18 protein-coding genes, 1 tRNA gene and 1 pseudogene are annotated in these 19888 nt (G+C 60.7%); 9 read left to right on the top strand and 11 right to left on the bottom strand.

Going from position 1 to position 19888, the window contains the following annotated elements; all coding sequences use genetic code 11:
- The 8 genes and pseudogenes from AIOL_RS01025 (at nt 1) to AIOL_RS25780 (ending at nt 6104) form a co-directional block, all read left to right on the top strand.
- A complete protein-coding gene (locus tag AIOL_RS01025; RefSeq protein ID WP_082152358.1) occupies nt 1–456 on the top strand; it encodes an arsenate-mycothiol transferase ArsC in 456 nt (151 codons plus the stop codon).
- 231 nt (nt 457–687) lie between these two features.
- On the top strand, nt 688–2034 hold the full coding sequence (locus AIOL_RS01030; protein ID WP_082152359.1) for a methyl-accepting chemotaxis protein: 1347 nt from the start codon (nt 688–690) through the stop codon (nt 2032–2034).
- 400 nt (nt 2035–2434) lie between these two features.
- Entirely contained in the window at nt 2435–2653 is a 219-nt protein-coding gene (gene infA / locus AIOL_RS01040; protein ID WP_011455993.1) for a translation initiation factor IF-1, read from the top strand.
- 33 nt (nt 2654–2686) lie between these two features.
- Nucleotides 2687–3265 carry a Maf family protein gene (locus tag AIOL_RS01045; protein ID WP_049641184.1) on the top strand — a complete coding sequence of 193 codons (579 nt, stop codon included), beginning with the start codon at nt 2687–2689 and terminating at the stop codon, nt 3263–3265.
- A complete protein-coding gene (locus AIOL_RS01050) occupies nt 3262–4260 on the top strand; it encodes a ribonuclease E/G (protein WP_152912304.1) in 999 nt (332 codons plus the stop codon). The genes AIOL_RS01045 and AIOL_RS01050 overlap by 4 nt, the downstream gene beginning before the upstream one ends.
- A gap of 143 nt (nt 4261–4403) precedes the next feature.
- Nucleotides 4404–4478 (top strand) — tRNA-Phe (locus AIOL_RS01055).
- 241 nt (nt 4479–4719) lie between these two features.
- A pseudogene (locus AIOL_RS01065) lies at nt 4720–5817 on the top strand (IS3 family transposase).
- A gap of 149 nt (nt 5818–5966) precedes the next feature.
- Nucleotides 5967–6104: a helix-turn-helix domain-containing protein gene (locus AIOL_RS25780; protein WP_235438883.1), complete on the top strand. Its 138-nt coding sequence runs from the start codon at nt 5967–5969 to the stop codon at nt 6102–6104.
- Nucleotides 6105–6133: 29 nt separating this feature from the next.
- On the opposite strand, the gene AIOL_RS24165 is transcribed toward AIOL_RS25780, so the two are convergent.
- Entirely contained in the window at nt 6134–6538 is a 405-nt protein-coding gene (locus tag AIOL_RS24165) for a substrate-binding domain-containing protein (protein WP_082152361.1), read from the bottom strand.
- Between the two features lie 364 nt (nt 6539–6902).
- Nucleotides 6903–7610 carry a glutathione S-transferase family protein gene (locus AIOL_RS01075; RefSeq protein WP_049641188.1) on the bottom strand — a complete coding sequence of 236 codons (708 nt, stop codon included), beginning with the start codon at nt 7608–7610 and terminating at the stop codon, nt 6903–6905.
- 386 nt (nt 7611–7996) lie between these two features.
- On the opposite strand from AIOL_RS01075, the gene AIOL_RS01080 reads away from it, so the two are divergent.
- A complete protein-coding gene (locus AIOL_RS01080) occupies nt 7997–8875 on the top strand; it encodes a LysR family transcriptional regulator (RefSeq protein WP_049641189.1) in 879 nt (292 codons plus the stop codon).
- Between the two features lie 81 nt (nt 8876–8956).
- Here AIOL_RS01080 and AIOL_RS01085 read toward each other — a convergent pair whose 3' ends face one another.
- The 9 genes from AIOL_RS01085 to AIOL_RS01130 form a co-directional block, all read right to left on the bottom strand.
- Nucleotides 8957–12010 carry an efflux RND transporter permease subunit gene (locus tag AIOL_RS01085; protein WP_049641190.1) on the bottom strand — a complete coding sequence of 1018 codons (3054 nt, stop codon included), beginning with the start codon at nt 12008–12010 and terminating at the stop codon, nt 8957–8959.
- Nucleotides 12011–12014: 4 nt separating this feature from the next.
- Nucleotides 12015–13202 (bottom strand): efflux RND transporter periplasmic adaptor subunit, encoded by a 1188-nt coding sequence (locus tag AIOL_RS01090; protein WP_235438818.1) that lies wholly within the window; start codon nt 13200–13202, stop codon nt 12015–12017.
- 560 nt (nt 13203–13762) lie between these two features.
- Nucleotides 13763–15025 (bottom strand): ABC transporter substrate-binding protein, encoded by a 1263-nt coding sequence (locus AIOL_RS01100; RefSeq protein ID WP_049641193.1) that lies wholly within the window; start codon nt 15023–15025, stop codon nt 13763–13765.
- Nucleotides 15026–15031: 6 nt separating this feature from the next.
- Nucleotides 15032–15997: a branched-chain amino acid ABC transporter permease gene (locus tag AIOL_RS01105; RefSeq protein ID WP_049641194.1), complete on the bottom strand. Its 966-nt coding sequence runs from the start codon at nt 15995–15997 to the stop codon at nt 15032–15034.
- Nucleotides 15994–16908, bottom strand: coding sequence for a branched-chain amino acid ABC transporter permease (locus AIOL_RS01110; protein ID WP_049641195.1), 915 nt, complete (start codon nt 16906–16908; stop codon nt 15994–15996). Before AIOL_RS01110 ends, AIOL_RS01105 begins: the two co-directional genes overlap by 4 nt.
- Nucleotides 16905–17633 carry an ABC transporter ATP-binding protein gene (locus AIOL_RS01115; protein ID WP_049641196.1) on the bottom strand — a complete coding sequence of 243 codons (729 nt, stop codon included), beginning with the start codon at nt 17631–17633 and terminating at the stop codon, nt 16905–16907. Before AIOL_RS01115 ends, AIOL_RS01110 begins: the two co-directional genes overlap by 4 nt.
- On the bottom strand, nt 17626–18387 hold the full coding sequence (locus tag AIOL_RS01120) for an ABC transporter ATP-binding protein (RefSeq protein ID WP_049641900.1): 762 nt from the start codon (nt 18385–18387) through the stop codon (nt 17626–17628). Before AIOL_RS01120 ends, AIOL_RS01115 begins: the two co-directional genes overlap by 8 nt.
- 4 nt (nt 18388–18391) lie before the next feature.
- A complete protein-coding gene (locus AIOL_RS01125; protein WP_049641197.1) occupies nt 18392–19468 on the bottom strand; it encodes an aldo/keto reductase in 1077 nt (358 codons plus the stop codon).
- Nucleotides 19465–19839: a TIGR04076 family protein gene (locus AIOL_RS01130; protein ID WP_049641198.1), complete on the bottom strand. Its 375-nt coding sequence runs from the start codon at nt 19837–19839 to the stop codon at nt 19465–19467. The genes AIOL_RS01125 and AIOL_RS01130 overlap by 4 nt, the downstream gene beginning before the upstream one ends.
- Between the last annotated feature and the right edge of the window lie 49 nt (nt 19840–19888).

Consider the following 19888-nt stretch of genomic DNA (forward strand, 5'->3'; position numbering starts at 1 on the left):
TTGGCCGGCGATCTGCCCAGCTCGGTTCTGTTCTGCTGCGACCATAACGCGGTGCGCTCGCCCATGGCGGAGGGGCTGATGAAGAAGCTGCACGGCCAGGACATCTATGTGCAATCCGCGGGCGTGTATAACGATCTTGAGATCGACGGCTTCTCGATCGCGGTCTGCCAGGAGCTGGGCGTGGAGTTGTCGCGCCACAAGTCCCGGTCCTTCGACGAGATGCAGGAATGGGGCGACGACCTGTCGGGATTTGACCTGATCGTCGCGCTGTCCCCGGCAAGCCAGCGGCGCGCGCTAGAGCTGACCCGGTTCTTTCACCTCGATGTCGAATACTGGCCGATCCTTGACCCCACGGGGCTGGGCACGCAGCGCGCGGAAAAGCTCGATTCTTACCGCCAGGCGCGCGACCAAATTTTGCAGCGCATGGAGACCCGATTTGGCGGCGCAGGCGAGTGAGCCGCCCGTAAGAGCGCGGATTTTATTCCTTTGTTTTAAAGCGTTACCCGATCATCCGGACCTCAGACCCCGCCGATCCTCGACCCATAGCTGATCGCGCCATCTTAACAATCCCGCAATTTTTATTCGATATTTCGCTCCTCGACGGGTTCGGCCTGGCGCGACCAGGGCTGCGGATAGCAGCCAGTCCAGACCTCAAGTTGCGAGTTACATAAGAGAGACGGTCAAACGATGCGCAAACCGGATACCACTGAGAGCGGCCAAGCGGCGCGGGAAGCAGAAGCGATGATGTCGGCGCTTTCCAACTCCATGGCGATGATCTCATTTGATCCTTCGGGGACGATCCTACAAGCGAATGACAATTTCCTTGGGGCGATGGGGTATGCACAATCCGAAATCGTCGGCAAACACCATAGAATGTTCGTTGACCCCGAAGAGGTGCGCTCGTCCGCCTATACCGATTTTTGGAACAAGCTGAACCAGGGCCTGTTCCATCAGGGCGAGTACTTGCGATTTGGCAAGGGCGGCGCCGAGGTGTGGATCGCGGCGAGCTATAACCCGATACTGGACGCAGATGGGCGCGTGGTGAAGGTGGTGAAATTCGCCACCGACATCACGCAGCGCAAGATCGCCACGGATGCGCTGACAAAGGCGCTTGAGGTGCTGGGGGGCGGAAACTTCTCCATTCGGCTCGGCCAGGAGATGCAGGGTGATTTCGCCACGACCCGCGATAGCTTCAACAAAACGATGGAAGACCTGCAGGAACTCTTCGACGCCATTCTGGAGGGCTCGCAACAGATCGCGCAAGTCTCCGCCGCGGTGAACAATAATGCGGAGGACCTGGCCTCTAAGTCCAACTCTCAGGCCAGCGATCTTGCCGAAACATCCACCTCTATGCGCCAGATCGCCGAGCAAATCCGCGCCACGGATTCCTCGGCGCAGGTGGCGGACGAACAGGCGCGCACGGCCGCTGATAAGTCGCGCCGGGGGTCCGAGATCGTGGCCGGCACGATTGAGGCCATCAACGGGATCGTAGAGATCACCCGCGAAGTGTCCGACATCACCAAGGTGATCGAGAACTTCGCCTTCCAAACCAACCTTTTGTCGATCAACGCCGCGGTGGAGGCCGCGCGCGCTGGCGAGGCCGGAAAGGGCTTTGCCGTGGTGGCGACGGAAGTGCGGTCCCTGGCGCAGCGCTCGGCGGAAGCCTCGCACAACATTGCGGAGCTGACGCGCCGCACGGAGATTGAGGTCACCAATGGGTCCAAGAAGGCGACCGCCGCGGGCGAAGCCTTGGTCGACATCGAGGCGGCCGTGGCCTCTGCGGCGGATCTGATCGACGATATCGCACAGGCGTCACAGCAACAGGCAAACGGCGTCCGCGAGGTCGAGGGCGCCTTGAGCCGACTGGACGAGAGCCTTTCGTCGATGAGCGGGCTGGCGCAGGACGGCGCGTTCCAATCCGCGAGCCTGTCCAACGAGCTGGAGAAGCTGGACGGGCTGCTGTCGCGCTTTCGTGGAGACAAGAACCGGCAACACGAGGCCCAGCACGCGCCGAGGCGGGCATGGGCCAGCTAGGCCCGCCCTCCGGCGGCCGTGCGAGTTGATTAAGACCGGGCCATCACACGAGGCTTCTGCCAGGATTCGTTTGCAGATCAGGCATATCAGCAAAGGAACGGCACCATGTGAGCACCGCGCCGCCTGGCTTTGACGGGGTCGAACAACGCGCCGCGCTCCCGGGGCGAAGTCGCGTATCGGATGTCCTGCCTGGCATAAGCCAATGAAGTGTCAACGTTTATGGGCACCACGGAAACGGCCCGTTTGGGACCCAAGACCTGCACGCGCCCCGCGCATAAGGTAAGGGGCCCATGCGCGCGCTGCGTTTGCTGACGAACCGGCATTGCCCCTTGCAAAACCGCACGCATAAGCTCATTTAGGCCCTGCCCGTTCCGAGCGGGCGCTGATCAATGGAGACCACATGGCCAAGGAAGAAATGCTCGAATTCCCCGGCGTCGTGAAGGAACTCCTGCCGAATGCGACGTTCAGGGTCGAGCTTGAGAATGGCCATGAGATTATCGCACATACGGCAGGTAAGATGCGCAAGAACCGCATCCGGGTTCTTGCTGGCGACAAGGTGCAAGTAGAAATGACGCCCTATGACCTGACCAAGGGCCGCATTAATTATCGCTTCAAGTAGGTTGGCGGCCGCGTTTGGGGCCGCGAAGCAGCGATGAGATTGATCCTCGGATCCGGCAGCCCAAGACGCGTCGAGTTGCTCGCTCAGATCGGGGTCGTGCCCGATGAAATTCGCCCGCCAGATGTCGATGAGACGCCCTTGGCCGGCGAGTTGCCGCATGTGTATTGCGCGCGCGTTACCAAGTTAAAGGCCGAGGCCACGGCCACGCCGCAAGGGGCCGTCGCGCTTTGTGCGGATACGACCGTGGCTTTGGGGCGCCGGATCATGGGCAAGCCCAGCGACCGCGATGAGGCGGCGCGTTTCTTGATTGCGCTGTCCGGGCGGCGTCACCGCGTGATTACCTCGGTGGCGGTCCGAAACGACGCGCGCATAAGCTGCCGCACGGTGACCACGCAGGTGAAATTCAAGCGGCTCTCGCAGGCGGAGATAGACGGCTACCTTGCCACCGACGATTGGGTCGGGAAGGCCGGGGGCTATGCGATCCAGGGTCCGGCCAGCGCGTTTGCGCCGTGGATTCAGGGGTCATTCTCGGCCGTTGTGGGGCTGCCGCTGCATGAGACGGCGGAGCTGTTGCAATCCGCGGGCTACCCGCTTTGGCGGGCGCGGCCTTGAAGGGGCGGGTCCTGGCGGTGGGGCGGTTTGGCGGGCGCAAGGCCGCGGCCCTGCTGGTGGACGGGCGCTGGAGCGATCTGATCGTGGACCCGCCGGAGGACGGCCCGCCCTTGCGGGGGGCGGTTTGCCTGGCGCGCCCGGTCCGATCGGTCCCGAAGCTCGGCGGCCAGTTCGTGCAGATGGCGGGCGGTGCGACGGGCTTTCTCAAGGGCGACGGCATCCCCGACGGCACCTCGGCGCCGGTGCAGGTCTCGGGCTTTGCCGAGCCCGGCAAAGCGATCCCGGTGACGCTGAAAATCGGGTTCCGCGGCTGTTTTGTGGTCGCAACGCCAGGGGCGCCGGGGGTCAACGTGTCACGGCAGATCGCGTCGGAGGCGCGCCGGCACGCGTTAACGCAGCTGGTGCGCTGCCAAGAGCGCGCAGATTGCGGCCTCATCCTGCGCAGCGCGGCCGAGGATGCGGAGGATTCCCAGATCCTGGCCGAAGCGCGCAGGCTAGTGGCCCAGTTCGACCAGATGACGGCGCTGGAGAGTGGCGCCATCCTTGCCGGGCCCGATGCCGCCGAGGCCGCGCAGATTGCTTGGGGCCCAATGGCGCAGAGCGACACCGCCTTTGAGGATTTTGAGGTCGCGGAGTTCATCGAAGCGATGCGGTCCCGCCGCGTGGACCTGTCGTCGGGCGGTGACATCTTCGTCGAGCCGACCCGCGCCTTCGTCGCCGTCGATGTCAACACTGGCAACCAGACGGGAGGCGCCGCGGGCCTGAAGGTCAATATCGAGGCCGCGCGCGAGCTTCCGCGGCAACTCGACAGCCGCGGGCTTGGCGGCCAGGTCGTCATCGACTTCGCGCCGATGTCCCGCTCGAACCGCGCACGCGTCGAACGCATCCTGCAGGAAGAATTCGCACGCGGCTTCGTCAAGACGCGCTGCCTCGGGTGGACCAAAATGGGCCTATTCGAACTGCAACGCAGCCGGGACCGCATGCCGATCTTCTAAGCTTTCTGCGCGGTCGGTGGCCGCGGCGATCCGAACATGAATGGGCCATTCCACGGAACGCAAATTCACCCGGAAATTCCGCTGGACAGCGCCCGACGCTGCGCCTAAAACACCACGACCCAAGCGGCAGCGCCGCGGCCCGTGCCCGGGTAGCTCAGGGGTAGAGCAGTGGATTGAAAATCCTCGTGTCGGTGGTTCGATTCCGCCCCCGGGCACCACAAAATCAAAGACTTAGCCGAAACAGAAGATTCTTAGGCTCGCAATAGGCTCTGGAAAACAGGGTGTAGCGATGTGCACAAACGATCCGTTATGTTTAGGCGAAGTGGAATAGCCCCCTGAAAGTGGTCCACCCACTGGGATAGAAGTATCCCGATTTCAGGAGGACCAGAGAATGGCTGGAAAACGAGAGAGTTCGAGGCGTTCCGCCACTGGTTCGAGGAATGCCGAAGAACGGAAGATATCGTAACGAAGCTGCGTCAGATTGAGGTGTTGCAGGGGCAAGGCATGTCGATTGCAGATGCCGTTCGTCAGGTCGGGACGACGCAGCAGACCTATTATCGATGGCGCAAATTGTACGGTGGGATGGGCCGGGCGCAATTGAAACGTCTCAAGGAACTGGAAAAAGAAAACCAGCATCTTAGGCGGGCAGTGTCTGACTTGACCCTCGACAAGCTGATCCTGACTGAGGCCGCACGGGGAAACTACTAAGCCCTTCACGTCGCCGCCGGTGCATTGATCATGTGCGGCAGACGCTTGGCGTATCCGAGCGCCGCGCCTGCCGCACATTGGGACAGCACCGCTCGACCCAACGCAAGGTTCCAACTGGCCGGTCCGATGAGGAGCTGTTGACCGAGGATATCATCGAGCTTGCCCGAAAGTTTGGGCGGTACGGGTATCGCATGGTCACTGGCTTGCTCAACAACTCGGGCTGGTATGTGAACCACAAACGGGTTGAACGGATATGGCGACGTGAGGGGCTGAAGGTCCCGCAAAAACAGACAAGGAAGGGGCGGCTCTGGCTGAACGACGGTTCCTGTGTGCGGCTTCGGCCAGAACGACCGAACCACGTCTGGTCCTATGACTTCGTTCAGGACCGGACCCATGACGGGCGTGCGTATCGCACACTCAACATCATCGACGAGTTCACCAAGGAGGCTCTCATGATCCGTGTCGATCGCAAGCTCAATTCCATTGATGTCGTGGATGCCCTGACAGACCTGTTCATCTTGCGCGGACCGCCCGAGTTTATCAGGTCGGACAACGGACCCGAATTCATCGCCCTGAAGGTCAGGGAATGGATCGGAGCGGTCGGTGCGAAGACGGCCTATATTGAGCCTGGATCACCCTGGGAGAACGGCTACTGCGAAAGCTTCAATGCCAGGTTCCGCGATGAGCTGCTCAATGGCGAAATCTTCTACTCGCTCAGAGAAGCTCAGATCCTGATCGAACCAATGGCGCATCCACTACAACACCATCAGGCCACACCGCGCCCTGGGATACCGACCGCCCGCGCCAGAAAGCCTCGTCCCGATAGACCAGAGGCCCATCATGCACTAACAATTGACCCGGACCACCCGATGGCGGCTCTCCATGGGAACCTGCGCGAAATCAACAATATCGCCGAACGCTTGTCTTTGGGGCTTGATCTGCACCTGACCCGGTCCAGCCAAAGTGAAGACGCCGAGCGGCTGAATTACAAAGACCCAATGGACAATTTCGAACGGCGTCTCATCGAAAGCGCCCTGTCCGAGACCGGCGGGCGCAAAGCAAACGCAGCATCTCTTCTCGGGATCCCGCGCAAACGTCTTTATCTACGGATGAAAACCCTGAATATGCTGGATTAGTCAGGCTTTTGGGCCCGGATAGCGCCAGGTCAGCTGCTTTCTCCGGGGATCAGATCAAAACCCAGATCGGTCACTGTTTCGACAGGCGGACCAGAAAGGGCTTTCAGAATCCTCCGCGCTGCAATCCGGCCGGTGTCGTGTCTTCGGGTGTAGATTATGGTGAGCGGTCGCGGCAGGGCTTCGGTCATCGCCAGCCCTGTAAAGCCTGTGATGGCAACATCTTCAGGAGCTCGGAGCCCATTCTCAGGGCGATAGAACATACTGCCAATCGCGGCGAGGTCATTTGAGTTCATTACGACATCTGTATCGGGCGCGGCCGCAAGGAGCTGCTGCATTGCCGCGCTTGCCTGCGAGTGTGTCGGGGGGGGGGGCGTAGAAATCGGGGGTAAAATCGCAAAACCGTGTTCTCTCAAGCTGGGCTCGTGAGGCGACATATCGCTCTTTTTTGTTGATCGATGCAACACCTTAAACAACCCCAGACTGCATACCTTTAGACTTGATCTGACGGCCACTCAGCTTACGAGGCTGAGATCTTTGCCTGCGCGCAACTCCGCCAATGTCTGTGCTGTCATCCCCGGCATCGTTTCGGCCACCATTGAATTGGCCGCAACACGATACCGGCATTCGTTGAACCGACTGGTCAGAAACACGCACCTCCTGCTCAACTGAAGTCAGTCGGAATTGCTGGCGGAACCGCGGATAGAGGTCGAGATATTGCCGATCAATGGGCGCTTTCAGGTACGATTTTGTGGAAATCCAATTTTGACGTCCTTGTCTCGCGGTTGGTTGCGATCGGGTTCAATTTGCGATTGTTGTGACGTCTTCCTGCCCTCCACCGGCGGCGTAGGGTTCATAGAATTGAAGAAGTTGATCATCGTAATATTCGACCTGGGCTGAGGTCGCCCGCACATCCTCCGAACGGCACATTTCACCGAACCAATCCCCCAGTGATGAGGCGTGCGCGAGCGGACGGAACGACTTGTAGTAAGGCAAGAGAAGATTCATTCGGTAGGCGAAAGGGAAAAGCGCAACGTCCAACATGCCGGGGTGCTTTGCGTCTATCGCTGATCCACGTCCCACCGTTGCGGTTTCAAGGGATGCCAATCCTTCTGACAATGCTGTTCGGCTCTCTTGTGACTGAGCGCTGCCAACCGGCGCTTTCAAAAACCGATAAAACTGCGGGACGATCCAGCCGTTGATGTGATCAAGCCAATATCTCTGGTCGGCGCGCAGCGTAGGCGCGTTGTTCCAAAACTGCCCTGCGGCCAGATCATTCAGAAACTCCAACGACCGGATCGAATCTGGCACCCTTACGCGGTTGGCCTTGCCGTCCGAGAACTCGACGACGGGAACCTGCCCTTTTCCCCGAGAGATTTCCATCCAGTGTTCAGTTTTGTCATAAGGGTCGATCTCTATGTAAGTGTAGTCGAGACCTAGCATTTCCAGCGCTATCCAGGTGCGTTGAGCAAAGGGACAGTACCATGCGGAATAGAGCTTGATGTTCATCCGGTTGCCTCCGCGACGGCCAAAGGGCGGGGGATCAGATCATGTCGGGGCTTCTTGAATTGCGTCACCGCGGCATGTCTGGCCTCTGAGGTCTGCACGGTTCGTTTTCCGTAACGTTTGACTGTGTTTTTCATAATCTTTGGTCACTTTGATGCGTTTGGCGCAACGACCTGTGTGTCGCAGACCATGTTTCCTTGAACAGGATTTGGAGTAGGTTGCGGATTAAGACAATCCCGGGATAATGGATATGTAATATCCGATTTTGGATGAATGCTGGATGTGAGCATCCTTCTGGGGTGCGAGCCGCAGAACCAAAGCAAATACCGGAGGGCCGTAATTTGCCTACGAATACCGGGTCGGTTCTTAACACGGACCACGAACTTGCGATGCGAGTCTTTCTAGCCGTCGCCGAGGAAAACGGTTTCTCGGCCGGGGCTCGCCGCATAGGCATCCCGCAATCCAGCGCGTCCAGGCAGATTGCGAATTTGGAGCGGCGCATCGGCACGAAGCTCTTTCAAAGAAGTACCCGCAGATTGAATTTGACCCCGAGCGGAGAGATCTTCTTGGAACGTGTTCACGCAATAATATCCGAGATCGATGCTGCTACGGCCTCGCTTTCGACGGCCAACTCGGAAGTCGCTGGTCTATTGCGGGTGTCCATGCCTGCCGCGTTCGGGCGGTGCTGCGTGCTGCCGCTGCTGCAAAAGTTTCGCCTGCAGAACCCGGAGGTTGCGTTTGGCCTTTCGATGACGGACGAAGTTCAAGACATGGTCCAATTGGGGTTTGATGTTGCCATAAGAATAGGAGCTTTGCCCGATTCCAGTATGATCGCCAGAAGGCTTACCGCGTCTAGCTCCCTGCTTTGCGCCAGCCCGGCTTATCTGGACCGACGCGGACGGCCAGCGGCGGCAACAGACCTCTCGAGACACGATTGCCTTCAATTCAGGACAACGCCTGGCCAGAACGTTTGGCATCTGAAGAGAGGGGATCAAGCCGTCAATGTTAAGGTCTCGGGCCCGTTATACTGTGACAGCGGCGACACTTTGTTGAGCGCCGCCGAGCAAGGTCTTGGGGTCGCCTTCTTGCCGCGATGGTTGGTCCAACGCCCCATCGACAGCGGAAGACTTGAAGTCGTGCTACCTGATCACGAGGATCCGAGCCCTTCCGCCATTCACGCTCTTTACCCAACACGCAATTTTGTGCCGCGCAAAGTCACCGCGTTTGTGGACTTCCTCGCTGAGGAACTCCGACGCTCGGATCTTTGAAACGAGACCCTACAGAAAGCAGGCGCTTGCCAGGGTTCGAAGTTGCGTTTTGCGAACAGCTTCACCCTGTCGCGTGCCAATTTATGGCGCCTGTTCTGTTTCGCTCGAACGGACTCTGAAGAAGATTGCATAGAGCGCCGGAACAATAATGAGTGTGAGGATGGTCGCGAAGCTGAGGCCGCAGATGATCACCACGGCAAGCGACCTGAAGAACGGATCCCAGAGGAGCGGTACAACACCCAAGACTGTCGTCAGAACACCCAGAGACACCGGTCGGACTCGGCTGACTGCGGCGTCCACTACGGCGGCCATGCGCGCCTTGCCATCCGCGATCTGCGAGTCGGTCTCGTCGATCAGCACGATGGCGTTCTTGATCAGCATGCCCGTCAGCGACAGGACGCCGAGGATGGCCATGAACTCCATCGGCGTTTGCGACCCCGCCAAGCCAAAGATCACGCCGATTAGGGCGAGCGGGACGGTCAGCCAGATGATGATGGTTTGGCGCCAGGCGTTGAACAGGAACAGGACGACTAGGAACATTGCCCCAAAGCCCAAAGGCATGATCGACGCCAGACCGGCATTGGCCTCTGTGGAATTCCCATACTCGCCCCTCCACTCCAGCGAGTAGCCGGGCGGCAGCTCGATGGCTTCGATGGGGCCGCGCACGGCGTCAAAGAGATCCCCAGAGAGCACCCCGGGCGCGTTGTCAGCCTGTGCCGTGATCGCAAGCTGGCGATCAATGCGACGCAGATTGCCCGCCTCAAAGACGATGTCGAACCGGTCCACCACTTGGTTGATCGGGATATAGCCACCGATTGCCTGAGCGAAGACCTGAATGTCTCGGAGCTCGCCGATATCATCGCGTGCCTCCTCGACCGGACGCATCACAACGTCGCGCAGCTCGTCGCGCTCGCGGTAGACACCTAAATTCGTGCCGACGAGGTGGCCGTGGATCGCGCTTGAGATCTCGCCTTGGGTGAGGCCGATACGGCGCGCGTTTTCTGTGTTGATCACCGGGCGCACGACCTGCAATTGCTCGCGCCAGTCGTCTTTTACCGCAACCGCCCCCGCCTGGGACAGGATGGTCTTGGCCTGCCCAGCCAAATCGCGCAGCACCGCCGGATCGGACCCGAAAAACCGCGCCTCTACCTTTGAGCCGCCGCTTGGACCCAGCACGAATTTCCACACCTTGGCGTTGGACTCTGGGTAGGCCTCGTCGATATGGGCTTGCAGGTCTGTACGCAGCCCGTCGATGACGGAGTAATCCTCGACATCCACAAGGACCTGACCATAGGCCGAGTTATTGCCCTCGGATTCATAGATGAGCATGAACCGTAAATGCCCGCCGCCGACCACGGTATTGGTCCCCGTGACCCCATCCAACCCACGCGTATAGTCTGCGATTTCCAGCAGGTCCTGTTCGGTGCGCGTTATGTCCGCGCCTTCCGGCAGGAAGTAGTCGATGACGAATTGAGCACGCGTCGAGGGCGGAAAGAAACCCGGCGGCACGGCGCTAAACATGGCGATAGCGGAAACAAAAAGCGCAACAATCAAGCCCACGGTCAGCCAACGCAGGCGGATCGCCACCGCAAGGAGCCGCCGATAGCCTCTGAGCATCGCGTTCTCCTTTGGCTCTGCTTCCGCTTTGCCTTTCCTCAAGAGCAGCGTGCAGTAGTAGGGCGTCAGCCATATCGCTATGAGCCACGAGAACAGCAGCGCGATGCCAATGGTCCAAAACAGGCTACCGGCATATTCGCCGGTGTTATCGGGGGAAAACCCGATGGGCGAGAAGGCCAGAATGCCCACGAGCGTCCCACCCAGCAACGGCCATGTTGTTTGTTTGACAACCGCGCGTGAGGCCGGTCCCGCGTCTTCGCCGCGCTGCACGCGCACAAGCGTGCCCTCCACCACAACAATGGCATTATCGACGAGCATGCCCAGGGCAATGATCAGCGCCCCCAGCGAGATCCGCTGCATGTCGAGCCCGTAGAGATACATGCCGAACAGCGTACCCGCCACAGTGACCAGCAGGATGCCCCCCATCAGAATGCCGGACCGCAGGCCCATCACCAACAAAAGAGTGCCCACGACGATGGCAAGCGCCACCATCACGTTCACCACAAAGTCGTTGACCGACACCTCGACGCTCGCGCCTTGATCCGAGATCGGCAAGACGTTGATGCCGATGGGCCGCTGGCTCTCCAGCGCGTCGATCCGATCCTGGACCGCCTTACCCATAATCACAACGTTGCCGCCCAGCGTGTTGGAGATGCCCAAACCAATCGCGGGTTCTCCGTTGCGGTATAGGAGCGCGGATGGTGGCTCTCGTAACCCCCGCGAAACGGTCGCGATATCCCTCAGCCTGAAGGACGTCCCGGTCTCGGCGTTGGTGATCAGAAGGTTCTCGATGGCCTCGATGGAGCCCACGGCAGTTTCGGGCCGCACCGATAGCCGTGACAGCCCCGCCACGACGGATCCGGCGGGCGTCACAAGGTTCTGACCCTCCAGCAATTGCTGGATCTGGGCCGGTGCCAGCCCGAGTTCCGTTAGACGCGACGGCGAGTACTCGACATAAATGACTTCCGGCTGCACGCCGCTCAAAATGACTTTAGAGACGCCATCCACCGTCACCAGCTCGCGCTGTAGGTCCTTGGCATACTCATACAGATCCGAGATCGTGAAGCCTTCGCCGGTGATCGCATAATACTGCGCGTAGACGTCGCCGTAGTCGTCATAGACCTGGCTGGCCAATGCGTTCGGGGGCAGGCTTGATTGCGCGTCCAAAATCTTGGCCCGCATCTTGGAGAACATGGCGTCCAGTTCCGGATAGCCCGGTGTGGCCGCGATCGTGAACTCGACGGTCACGGTGCTGAGGCCCGGAGAGGAGACCGAGCGCACCTCATCCACACCCGCCAATTGCTGCAAGGCGTTCTCGACCACCTCGGTGACTTCCTCGGCGACCTGTTCGGACGAGGCCCCGGGATAGGGGGTGACGATCTGCGCCTGCCGAATGACGAATTCCGGGTCCTCGAACCGGGGCAACGCGTTGTAAGCAAAGTACCCGGCCCAAAGGATAAGAAACGTCGCGACGGCAGAAATCAGCCGCTTCTCAAGGGCAAACCGTGCAAGATCCATCTGATCAGTTCCCGACCTGAGTGATCGGGCGAATGGTCATGCCATCAATGATCTCGCTGACACCAGCCGAGACGATGATATCACCCTCCTCTAGCCCCTCGGACACCACCACTTGCGATCCGCTGGCCTCGCCCAGTTTGACGTCCCTGTGCGAGACCATTCCAGAGCCATCCACCAGCCAGACGAAAGGCGCCCCATCGGGGGCCGCGGCAATAGCCGATAACGGCGCGCGCAGCTCTGCCATGTTGCCGTCGGTCGACGCGATCACCCGCGCCACCATGCCGGGCAGGATCACCGCGTCTTCGGGAACTTCGACCGCGACACGACCGCGATATGTCTGGGTGGCACTGTCTGCCTGAACCGAAAACTCCACGATAGCCGCCTCGAATTCCTGCCCGGGCAATCCGTCAAACACCGCGGAGTTGCTGATCTGATCCGCACCATTTCGCGTAAGCGCGATGACATCAGGGCTTGGGATGTCGAATGCCAGATGCACCACATCCAAGCCCTGCAGCAATACGATGGTTTGACCGGCTTGCACGTTGGCAAAATTCTCGATGTCCCGCCGAGCGACGATCCCGTCAAACGGGGCAAGTAGGGTGGCATCCGCCAGGCTGTCTCGCGCCACTTTGATCTGCGCGTCAATCCCGCGGATAGCGGCCTCTGAGGCGGCAATGTCCTCGGGGCGCCCGCCGACTTGGCCGATCCGTAGCTGCTCTTGCTGCGCCCGCAGATTGGCTTCGGCCACGCGAAACTCGGCCTGGGCGCCTTCGACTTGCGCCCGTGTCGAGACGCCACGCTCTAGCAGCTGTTCCGCACGGGTAAGGGCCTCTCGGGTCTGGTCAACCTGCGCCTGAGCCGATTCCACGGCCGCTTCGAGCGCTGCGATTTCCTCTTCGCGCGCGCCGGCCCGCAAGGCGTCCAGCTGCGCAACGGCTTGATCTTTCTGGCTTTGGAGCTGCACGATCTGGTTCTCGAAATCACGCGGATCGATCTGTGCGATCACGTCCCCTTCCGCGACCTCGGACGCGGCGCGGACGGGCAGCTCGACCACTTGGCCGGACACTTTGAACGACAGCTCGATTTCCCGCGAAGGCAGAACGCTGGCGGGATAGGAACGCGTGATCTTGGCGGAAGACGCCGTCACCTCGGCGACCTTGGCCGGGCGGGGAGCCGCATCCTGCGCGGACACCGCATCCTGCGCGGACAAGGGCCCACAAAAAGCAACGCCAATCGCGCCTAACGTCGTCAATACACTGAAACGCAGCATAGGTTATTGCTCCTGTTCGCCTTACCTGTCCGGGTCTAGAGTTAACGCAAGAGCTTAACCATTGGAACAGATGATGAGCGACCTGCAGCAATTACTATTGGGCACAAGTTTGCTTACTTTCTGTGCGATCACCCACGTGATGGACGTTGCCCGGAGCCTTCCCCACGTCGGCAAGCTCGCGGCTCGGTTGCCAGAATAGCACTGGCCGCGTGTTCGGGCCGTGGCCCTCCTTGCGCTCGCTGTAGTTGATTTGGTGGCCGCGCATACCTCTCAGGTATGGGCCTGGGGCGTGAGCCTTTTGATCGCCACCGAGCTGCGTTGGCGTGCCCGCACAGAAACTGACATCGGCGTTTTGCGGACCGGTCGAGACATAGAGACCATTTTGTTCACTGGAACATGGGACGAATAACTGCGCCCCAGAAGTGATGGGGGCCGCCTGATCCAGGCGGCCCCAACATACCAGTCATAGTGACCAGGAGTGTCTATTTCAGTGACGCGACAAACGCATCTACATCGGCCAGTGACATATACTCGACCTCTTCGGTCCCGCTGTCGGAGAATGACCACACCACGGCGGGCGCGGACACATCTCCGTTGCCATCAAAGCGCACGTTGCCTGTGGCTCCCTGGAACATCACGGTGCCGCCTCCGGCAAGCACGCCCTTCGCCGCTTTGAAGCCTGCGGTGTCGGCCGTGACCGGAGTGCCGCTTGGGTCAGTGACCTTGGCCACCGCAGCGGCGATATCCGGGCCAGAGGCGTCTTTGCCGGCGGCTTCCATGGCGAGAAGCGCGATCATCGCCGCGTCATAGCTATTGGCAAGGCCGGGGCCGTTTGGCTCGGAGTCGAACCGCTGCATGTAAGCGGCGCGGAACGCATCAGCGCTTTCCGAACGGGGCGAAGCTGTGTCCGTGCCAAGGGCCGACCCAAGATACTGCATCCCGACATTGTCGCGAAACTCGTCCGACTTCAGTGCGTTGGCCAAGATCATGTTCTGCGTGCCACCGAGCGAGAGCCACTCGCGCACGGCGGCGGTGCCTTCGGCCGGGTAGAGCGCCAGATAAAGCGCTTCGGGCTGGCCTGACAGCGCTTCGGTCACCTCAGCGCGATAGCTGGGCTGACCGTCATTGATCGCGACAGAAGACGTCACCTCGACCCCGACAGCCGCGAAATCAGCCGCGATCTGGCGGGCCATGTCCTGCCCCCAGTCGTCGTTCTTGTACATCACCGCGACGGTCTTGTAGCCCTTGTCGGCGGCCACTTTGGCGCCGACAGCCGACTGAACGCCCGTCGTGGCAAAGGTGCGGAACCAAAGCCCGTTGGTCTTGCCCTCCTCGGCCAAACCGGTGAAGGCGGTGGACGACGAACAGCACGACATCTGCAGCACGTCGCCAGGGACGGTCACAGATGTCAGGATGGGCATTGAGACGCCCGAAGACACGGCCCCGAGCAGAACCTTGACTCCTTCAAGATCAACCAGCGCCTTGGCGGCATCGACGCCGACCTTTGGGTCAACTTGCGTGTCGCGCAGCACCATTTCGATCTGACAGCCCGCGGCGCCACCGGCCGCATTGACCTGATCCACCGCAAATTGTGCCGTCTCGGCAATCGGGCGGCCCCAGTCAACGGACGTTGGCAGCACGGCACCGATCTTGGTGGTGCAGTCCTGCGCATGCGCGGCGCCCGACGCAAATGCCAGCCCCAGCGCCAGCCCGAAGGCTGCGCTTAAGTTTCTGATTTTCAACATATTACCTTACTCCCTATTCTTTTTTGGTGCGTTTCCCTTTTGCGATACAACAAGCCGTTCCGGTAGCAACCCTTGGGGTCGCCACATCAGCATACCGACAATCACAGACCCGATTAGTATGAATTGAACTGAGCCCGTGTAAAGCTGTGCTTCGACCGGGGCAAAACGCGACAGCGCCCAGCCCGAAGCCGTCCACGCGCCCCAGATCAGAAAGGCCCCAAAAACCGCGCCCTTGTTGTTGCCCGCGCCGCCCACGATCAGCATCGCCCAGATCTGGAAGGTCAGCGTGGGCAGCACGTCTTGTGGGCTGACAAAGGCATAGAAGGTGCCGTAAAGCCCGCCGGCAAGGCCCAGGATGACCGCGCCGGTGACAAACGACGTCAGGCGCACTTTGGCCGGGCTCTTTCCAAGCGACCGCGCGGCCTCCTCATCCTCGCGGATCGCGCGCAACAGGCGACCGAAGGGCGAGGCGACTAGGCGCTCAAGGAACAGGTAGGTCGCGACCAGGATCAACAGGACCACGGCGAAGAACAGCAGGTTGTAGAGGAACCCGTCGCCCAAGGTCGCGCGCAGGGGCCTCTCAAACCCGCGGACGCCCTTTGCGCCGCCTGCCAGCCACTCTGCGTTGCGCATCAGGTTCTCAAACGCGACGGCCACTCCAAAGGTCGCAATCGCCAGATAGTCGTGCCGCAAGCGCAGCGTCAGCAGCCCGACGATCCACGCCATCAGCCCGGCGGCCAGCATCCCCCCCAGCAATGCGAGCGGATAAAAGAGCTCAAAGCCGCCCAGATGCCCCGCTTGCGGTGTGCCGCCCAAGATCAACGTGCCGTATGCGCCCGCGCCGAAAAACGCGACGACACCGCCGTTGAATAGCCCGGTATTGCCCCATTGCAGATTCAGCCCCAGAACGGCGATCGCCAGGATCGACGCGGTGGTTGCGAAGAAGACGAGGTAAGAGATTACTCCGATCATGCGCGCGCCTCACCAAACAGCCCATGCGGGCGGATCATCAAAACAACGATGATCAGCAGGAACGGCACCGACGGCGTATAACCGGAAGGCAGCACGACAAGAGCCATGTTCCCGGCAATGCCAACGATGAAGCCTCCCAGCACAGCGCCGTAGACGCTGCCGATGCCGCCAACGATTGTGGCCGCGAAAATCGGCAGCACCAGGTCGCGCCCCATCACCGGGATCAACTGATGGCTGAGGCCGTAGAACACCCCCGCCACAGCGGCCAGACCGCCGCCGATCAGCCAAACCCATGCAATGGTGCGCTGCAGGTTCACGCCGTTGACCTGCGCCAGCGATGGGTTCTCGGCGACCGCGCGCAGAGCGAACCCAAAAGTCGTGCGCGACAGGATAAGATGCAGGACCCACATCAGGATCAACGCGGCCACCAGCACGAACACCTGGTCGGGCTTCACCAGGATCAGAGGATCGCGGCTGAGCACCACGGCAAAGGCAATGTCTCGGGAATAGAGCTCGGGGCTTAGGCCGAAGATCAGCCCGATGACGTTGCGGATCACCAGCGCCATGCCGAAACTGGCAAAGACCATCGACAGCTCTTGCCCCTTTTCGCGCACGCGTTTGAACACCAGCCGGTCGATGACCAAGGCCGACAACCCGGTCAGCACCATCGAAACCAGGACCGCAACGATCAGCGCGAAAGTCAGCGAAAGGGGCGCGAGCTTTACCGCAAGGACGGGCACAAGGTTCGAGACAAGCGCGTCGAACACCAGCGCCACATAGGCGCCCAGCGACAAGAGCTCGGCATGGCTGAAATTGGCAAAGCGCAGGATGTGCATCACAAGCGTCAGCCCAATCGCCCCCAGCGAGATGTAAGAGCCTGTTAGGACGCCGTCGATCAGATTCTGGATCATTTGGCACCGACCCGTTTGCCACCCAGGTAAATCTCGCCCACGACGCGGTCATTCAACAGGTCCCGCGCCGATCCATCCACCTGATTGCGCCCTTCGGCCAGGATGAAGCAGTGATCGGCCAGTCGCAGCGCCTGTTTGACGTTTTGCTCGACCAGCAAGATGGACACGCCCTGCCTGGCCAGGGCGCGGGTGTGCTCCAACACCTCTTGCGCGGCCTTCGGGGACAACCCCGCAGAGGGTTCATCCATCAGGATCAGGCGCGGCTCCGACGCAAGCGCCATAGCGATGGCAAGAAACTGGCGCTGCCCGCCGGAAAGCGTTCCCGCCTTGTCGCGTTGCTTGTCCGCCAGTGCCGGGAACTGATCCAGCAGGCGGGTCAGAGTGTCTTTCGCGCTGGCGCTGCGGCGCAGGGCGAGATCAAGGTTCTGCCGGATCGTCAGGCTGCGAAAGATGTTGTCGGTTTGCGGAACATAGGCGATGCCGCGCGCGGTCAGCTGCTCTGTGGGGATGCTGGTGATGTCGTTGCCGTTGAAGGTGATGCTGCCCTCGCTGACCGGGATCAGGCCGGATATCGCCTTGATGAGTGTCGATTTGCCCGCGCCGTTCGGGCCAATGATCAGGGTGATTTGGCCCAACCGCGCCGTCAGGGAGACGCCGCGCAAGATCGGTAAGTCAGGCACATATCCCGCGGTCACATCATTGGCTTGCAGAACAATTTCACTCATCCGCCGTCGCCCCAAGATATGCGTCCAAGAGCATCGGGTTGGCCAAGGCCTCGTCACTTGTGCCCTCGAAGATCACCCGGCCCTCGGCCAGAGCAATCACCGGATCACAGTGGCGCATGACGAAATCCATGTCGTGCTCGATGATGACAAACGTCGTTCCCTGGCGGTTCAGCTCTTGGATCTTGCCGATCAGCGTTTCGGTCAGAACCGGGTTCACGCCGGCGGCAGGCTCATCCAGCAGGATGAGCTTGGGATCGCCCATCAAAACGCGTGCCAGCTCCAACAGTTTCATCTGCCCGCCAGAGATTTGGCCCGCGGGATGGTCTGCCAAAGCGCTGAGCGTGACGAAATCAAGCACCTCAAGCGCTTTGCTGCGGATGCGCCGTTCCTCGTCATGCATGCGCGCGCTACGCAAGAACGGCCCGGCCACGGTCTCACCGGTCTGGCCCGGCGGCGCCAGCATGACGTTTTCCAGAACGCTCATCCGCGCGAATGGGCGCGGGATTTGAAACGTGCGCCCCAGCCCAAGTGCAAAGAGTTGGTTCGGCGGCAGGCCTGTCGCATCTTGACCATCCAGATGGACAGAGCCCGCATCGGGCTTCAAGGCGCCGGTCATCAAGTTGAACAGCGTTGACTTGCCGGCGCCGTTCGGGCCGATCAGCCCGGTCATCGAGCCGCGCCGCACCCGCAGCGACACCGCGTCCACGGCCTTCATGTGACCAAAGCTGCGACTTAGGCCGTCCACGTGCAGGATGTCGTCACCCACTCCCAAGCACCTTGTCGTCGGGCTTGGTGTTCAGGTTGTATTTCATAATGCGTCCGTGTCGCCCGTTGCGATCCCGCTCTAGCGCAAAGACCGGGCCCTGCGGTCCTGGTGCCGCGTCCAGAATGGCCTGAATGGCGCTGCGGTCGAGTTCATCCAGCGCAACGTCGAACACCTCAAGCGTCTTTGGCAAATGGCTGGCATAGCGCGCGCCCACGATTGCGGCGGCCACCTGCGGTCGATCCAACACCCAACGTGTGGCGATGGTCGAAAGAGAGACACCGTGCTTGTCGCCGATGGCTTTCAGGCTGGTCAATAGGTTCTGGAAGACCTCCCAAGAGCCGAATTCGTCGATGATCAGCCGGTACTTGATTAGGCTTCGGTTCTCGAATGTGAAACCGGGGTCCGGCAGTCCCAACCACTTCTCGGTCAGGAACCCGCCAGCCAAGGTGCCGTAGCAGAGCAGCTGCAGGTCATTTGCCCGGGCCCAGTTGGTCAGCCCATTCTCGGACCGCCGGTCCAACAGCGAATATTGCACCTGCGTCGAGACCACATCAAAGCCAGCGTCCAGAAACGGCTGCGTTTCCGCCAGATCCCAATTGGTCACACCCAGATGCGCAACCTTGCCCTTCTCCTGGCAGCGCTTGAGCACCTCCAGCCCGACCTGTGGTTGGCCGAGCGACAGGTCCCACCAGAAAAACTGAACAAGGTGCAGCTGTTCAATCTGTAGCCGCTTGAGCGAGCGATCAATGATCGCTTCCACATCATCCGCGCGAATGTTCTCTAAAAGGCCCAAGTCGGGGACAAGTTTCGTGTGCACGCGCACCTGATTGGCCACACTGGCCCCGCGCCGGGTGCGGATGTCGCCGATGAAGTCACCGATCATCTCTTCCACGCCGACATAGATGTCGGCACAGTCGAAGGTGGTTATCCCCGCGTCCAGAAAGGCCTCCATATCGCGCACGGCCTCGGCGCGATCCACCGGCCCGTGATCGCCTGCCAGTTGCCACCCGCCCTTGATCACTCGGGAGATGGCATAGTTCGGCCGCAGTTCCGTGGTTTCAACGCTCATGTCTCATCCGATCGCCAATAGGCCTTGCCGCGCGCGTCAGGCAGGCCCGTTGTGCCCGCATGGGTAAAGCGCCGTTTGCCCAGCCGTGTGATCCTGAACCGTCCGCCGCAATGGGGGTCGGGGCAGGCGATTTCCGCATCCGTGCTAACCCAATCATTGGGATCGGTCATCCGTTGTTTTACGGGCAGCAACGGCAACAGGGCGGCCAGGGCGTACATGGAAATCTGCGTGCCCGGCTCGAACACCAAATTCTCACCCTCAACCCGAAAGCTCTCGCCTTCGATGTGGCGACAGACCGGCGTGCGGCCGTCCAGGACGGTCTCGACTTTCAAGTCGTACAGCCAGAATTCCCCGGTTGTGTCCTGATCCATCCGCACCCTTCCGCTGGACTGTGCCCAGCTGCTCGTCTTAACTGAACAA

It is taken from the genome of Candidatus Rhodobacter oscarellae (assembly GCF_001078595.1).
GTDB classification, from domain to species: Bacteria; Pseudomonadota; Alphaproteobacteria; order Rhodobacterales; family Rhodobacteraceae; genus Rhodobacter_B; species Rhodobacter_B oscarellae.

Coding starts and splice junctions, on each gene's coding strand:
- AIOL_RS01030 (WP_082152359.1), top strand. CDS start 688: ATGCGCAAACCGGATACCACTGAGAGCGGCCAAGCGGCGCGGGAAGCA.
- infA (WP_011455993.1), top strand. CDS start 2,435: ATGGCCAAGGAAGAAATGCTCGAATTCCCCGGCGTCGTGAAGGAACTC.
- AIOL_RS01045 (WP_049641184.1), top strand. CDS start 2,687: ATGAGATTGATCCTCGGATCCGGCAGCCCAAGACGCGTCGAGTTGCTC.
- AIOL_RS25780 (WP_235438883.1), top strand. CDS start 5,967: ATGGACAATTTCGAACGGCGTCTCATCGAAAGCGCCCTGTCCGAGACC.
- AIOL_RS24165 (WP_082152361.1), bottom strand. CDS start 6,538: ATGTCGCCTCACGAGCCCAGCTTGAGAGAACACGGTTTTGCGATTTTA.
- AIOL_RS01075 (WP_049641188.1), bottom strand. CDS start 7,610: ATGAACATCAAGCTCTATTCCGCATGGTACTGTCCCTTTGCTCAACGC.
- AIOL_RS01080 (WP_049641189.1), top strand. CDS start 7,997: ATGCGAGTCTTTCTAGCCGTCGCCGAGGAAAACGGTTTCTCGGCCGGG.
- AIOL_RS01085 (WP_049641190.1), bottom strand. CDS start 12,010: ATGGATCTTGCACGGTTTGCCCTTGAGAAGCGGCTGATTTCTGCCGTC.
- AIOL_RS01100 (WP_049641193.1), bottom strand. CDS start 15,025: ATGTTGAAAATCAGAAACTTAAGCGCAGCCTTCGGGCTGGCGCTGGGG.
- AIOL_RS01105 (WP_049641194.1), bottom strand. CDS start 15,997: ATGATCGGAGTAATCTCTTACCTCGTCTTCTTCGCAACCACCGCGTCG.
- AIOL_RS01110 (WP_049641195.1), bottom strand. CDS start 16,908: ATGATCCAGAATCTGATCGACGGCGTCCTAACAGGCTCTTACATCTCG.
- AIOL_RS01115 (WP_049641196.1), bottom strand. CDS start 17,633: ATGAGTGAAATTGTTCTGCAAGCCAATGATGTGACCGCGGGATATGTG.
- AIOL_RS01125 (WP_049641197.1), bottom strand. CDS start 19,468: ATGAGCGTTGAAACCACGGAACTGCGGCCGAACTATGCCATCTCCCGA.
- AIOL_RS01130 (WP_049641198.1), bottom strand. CDS start 19,839: ATGGATCAGGACACAACCGGGGAATTCTGGCTGTACGACTTGAAAGTC.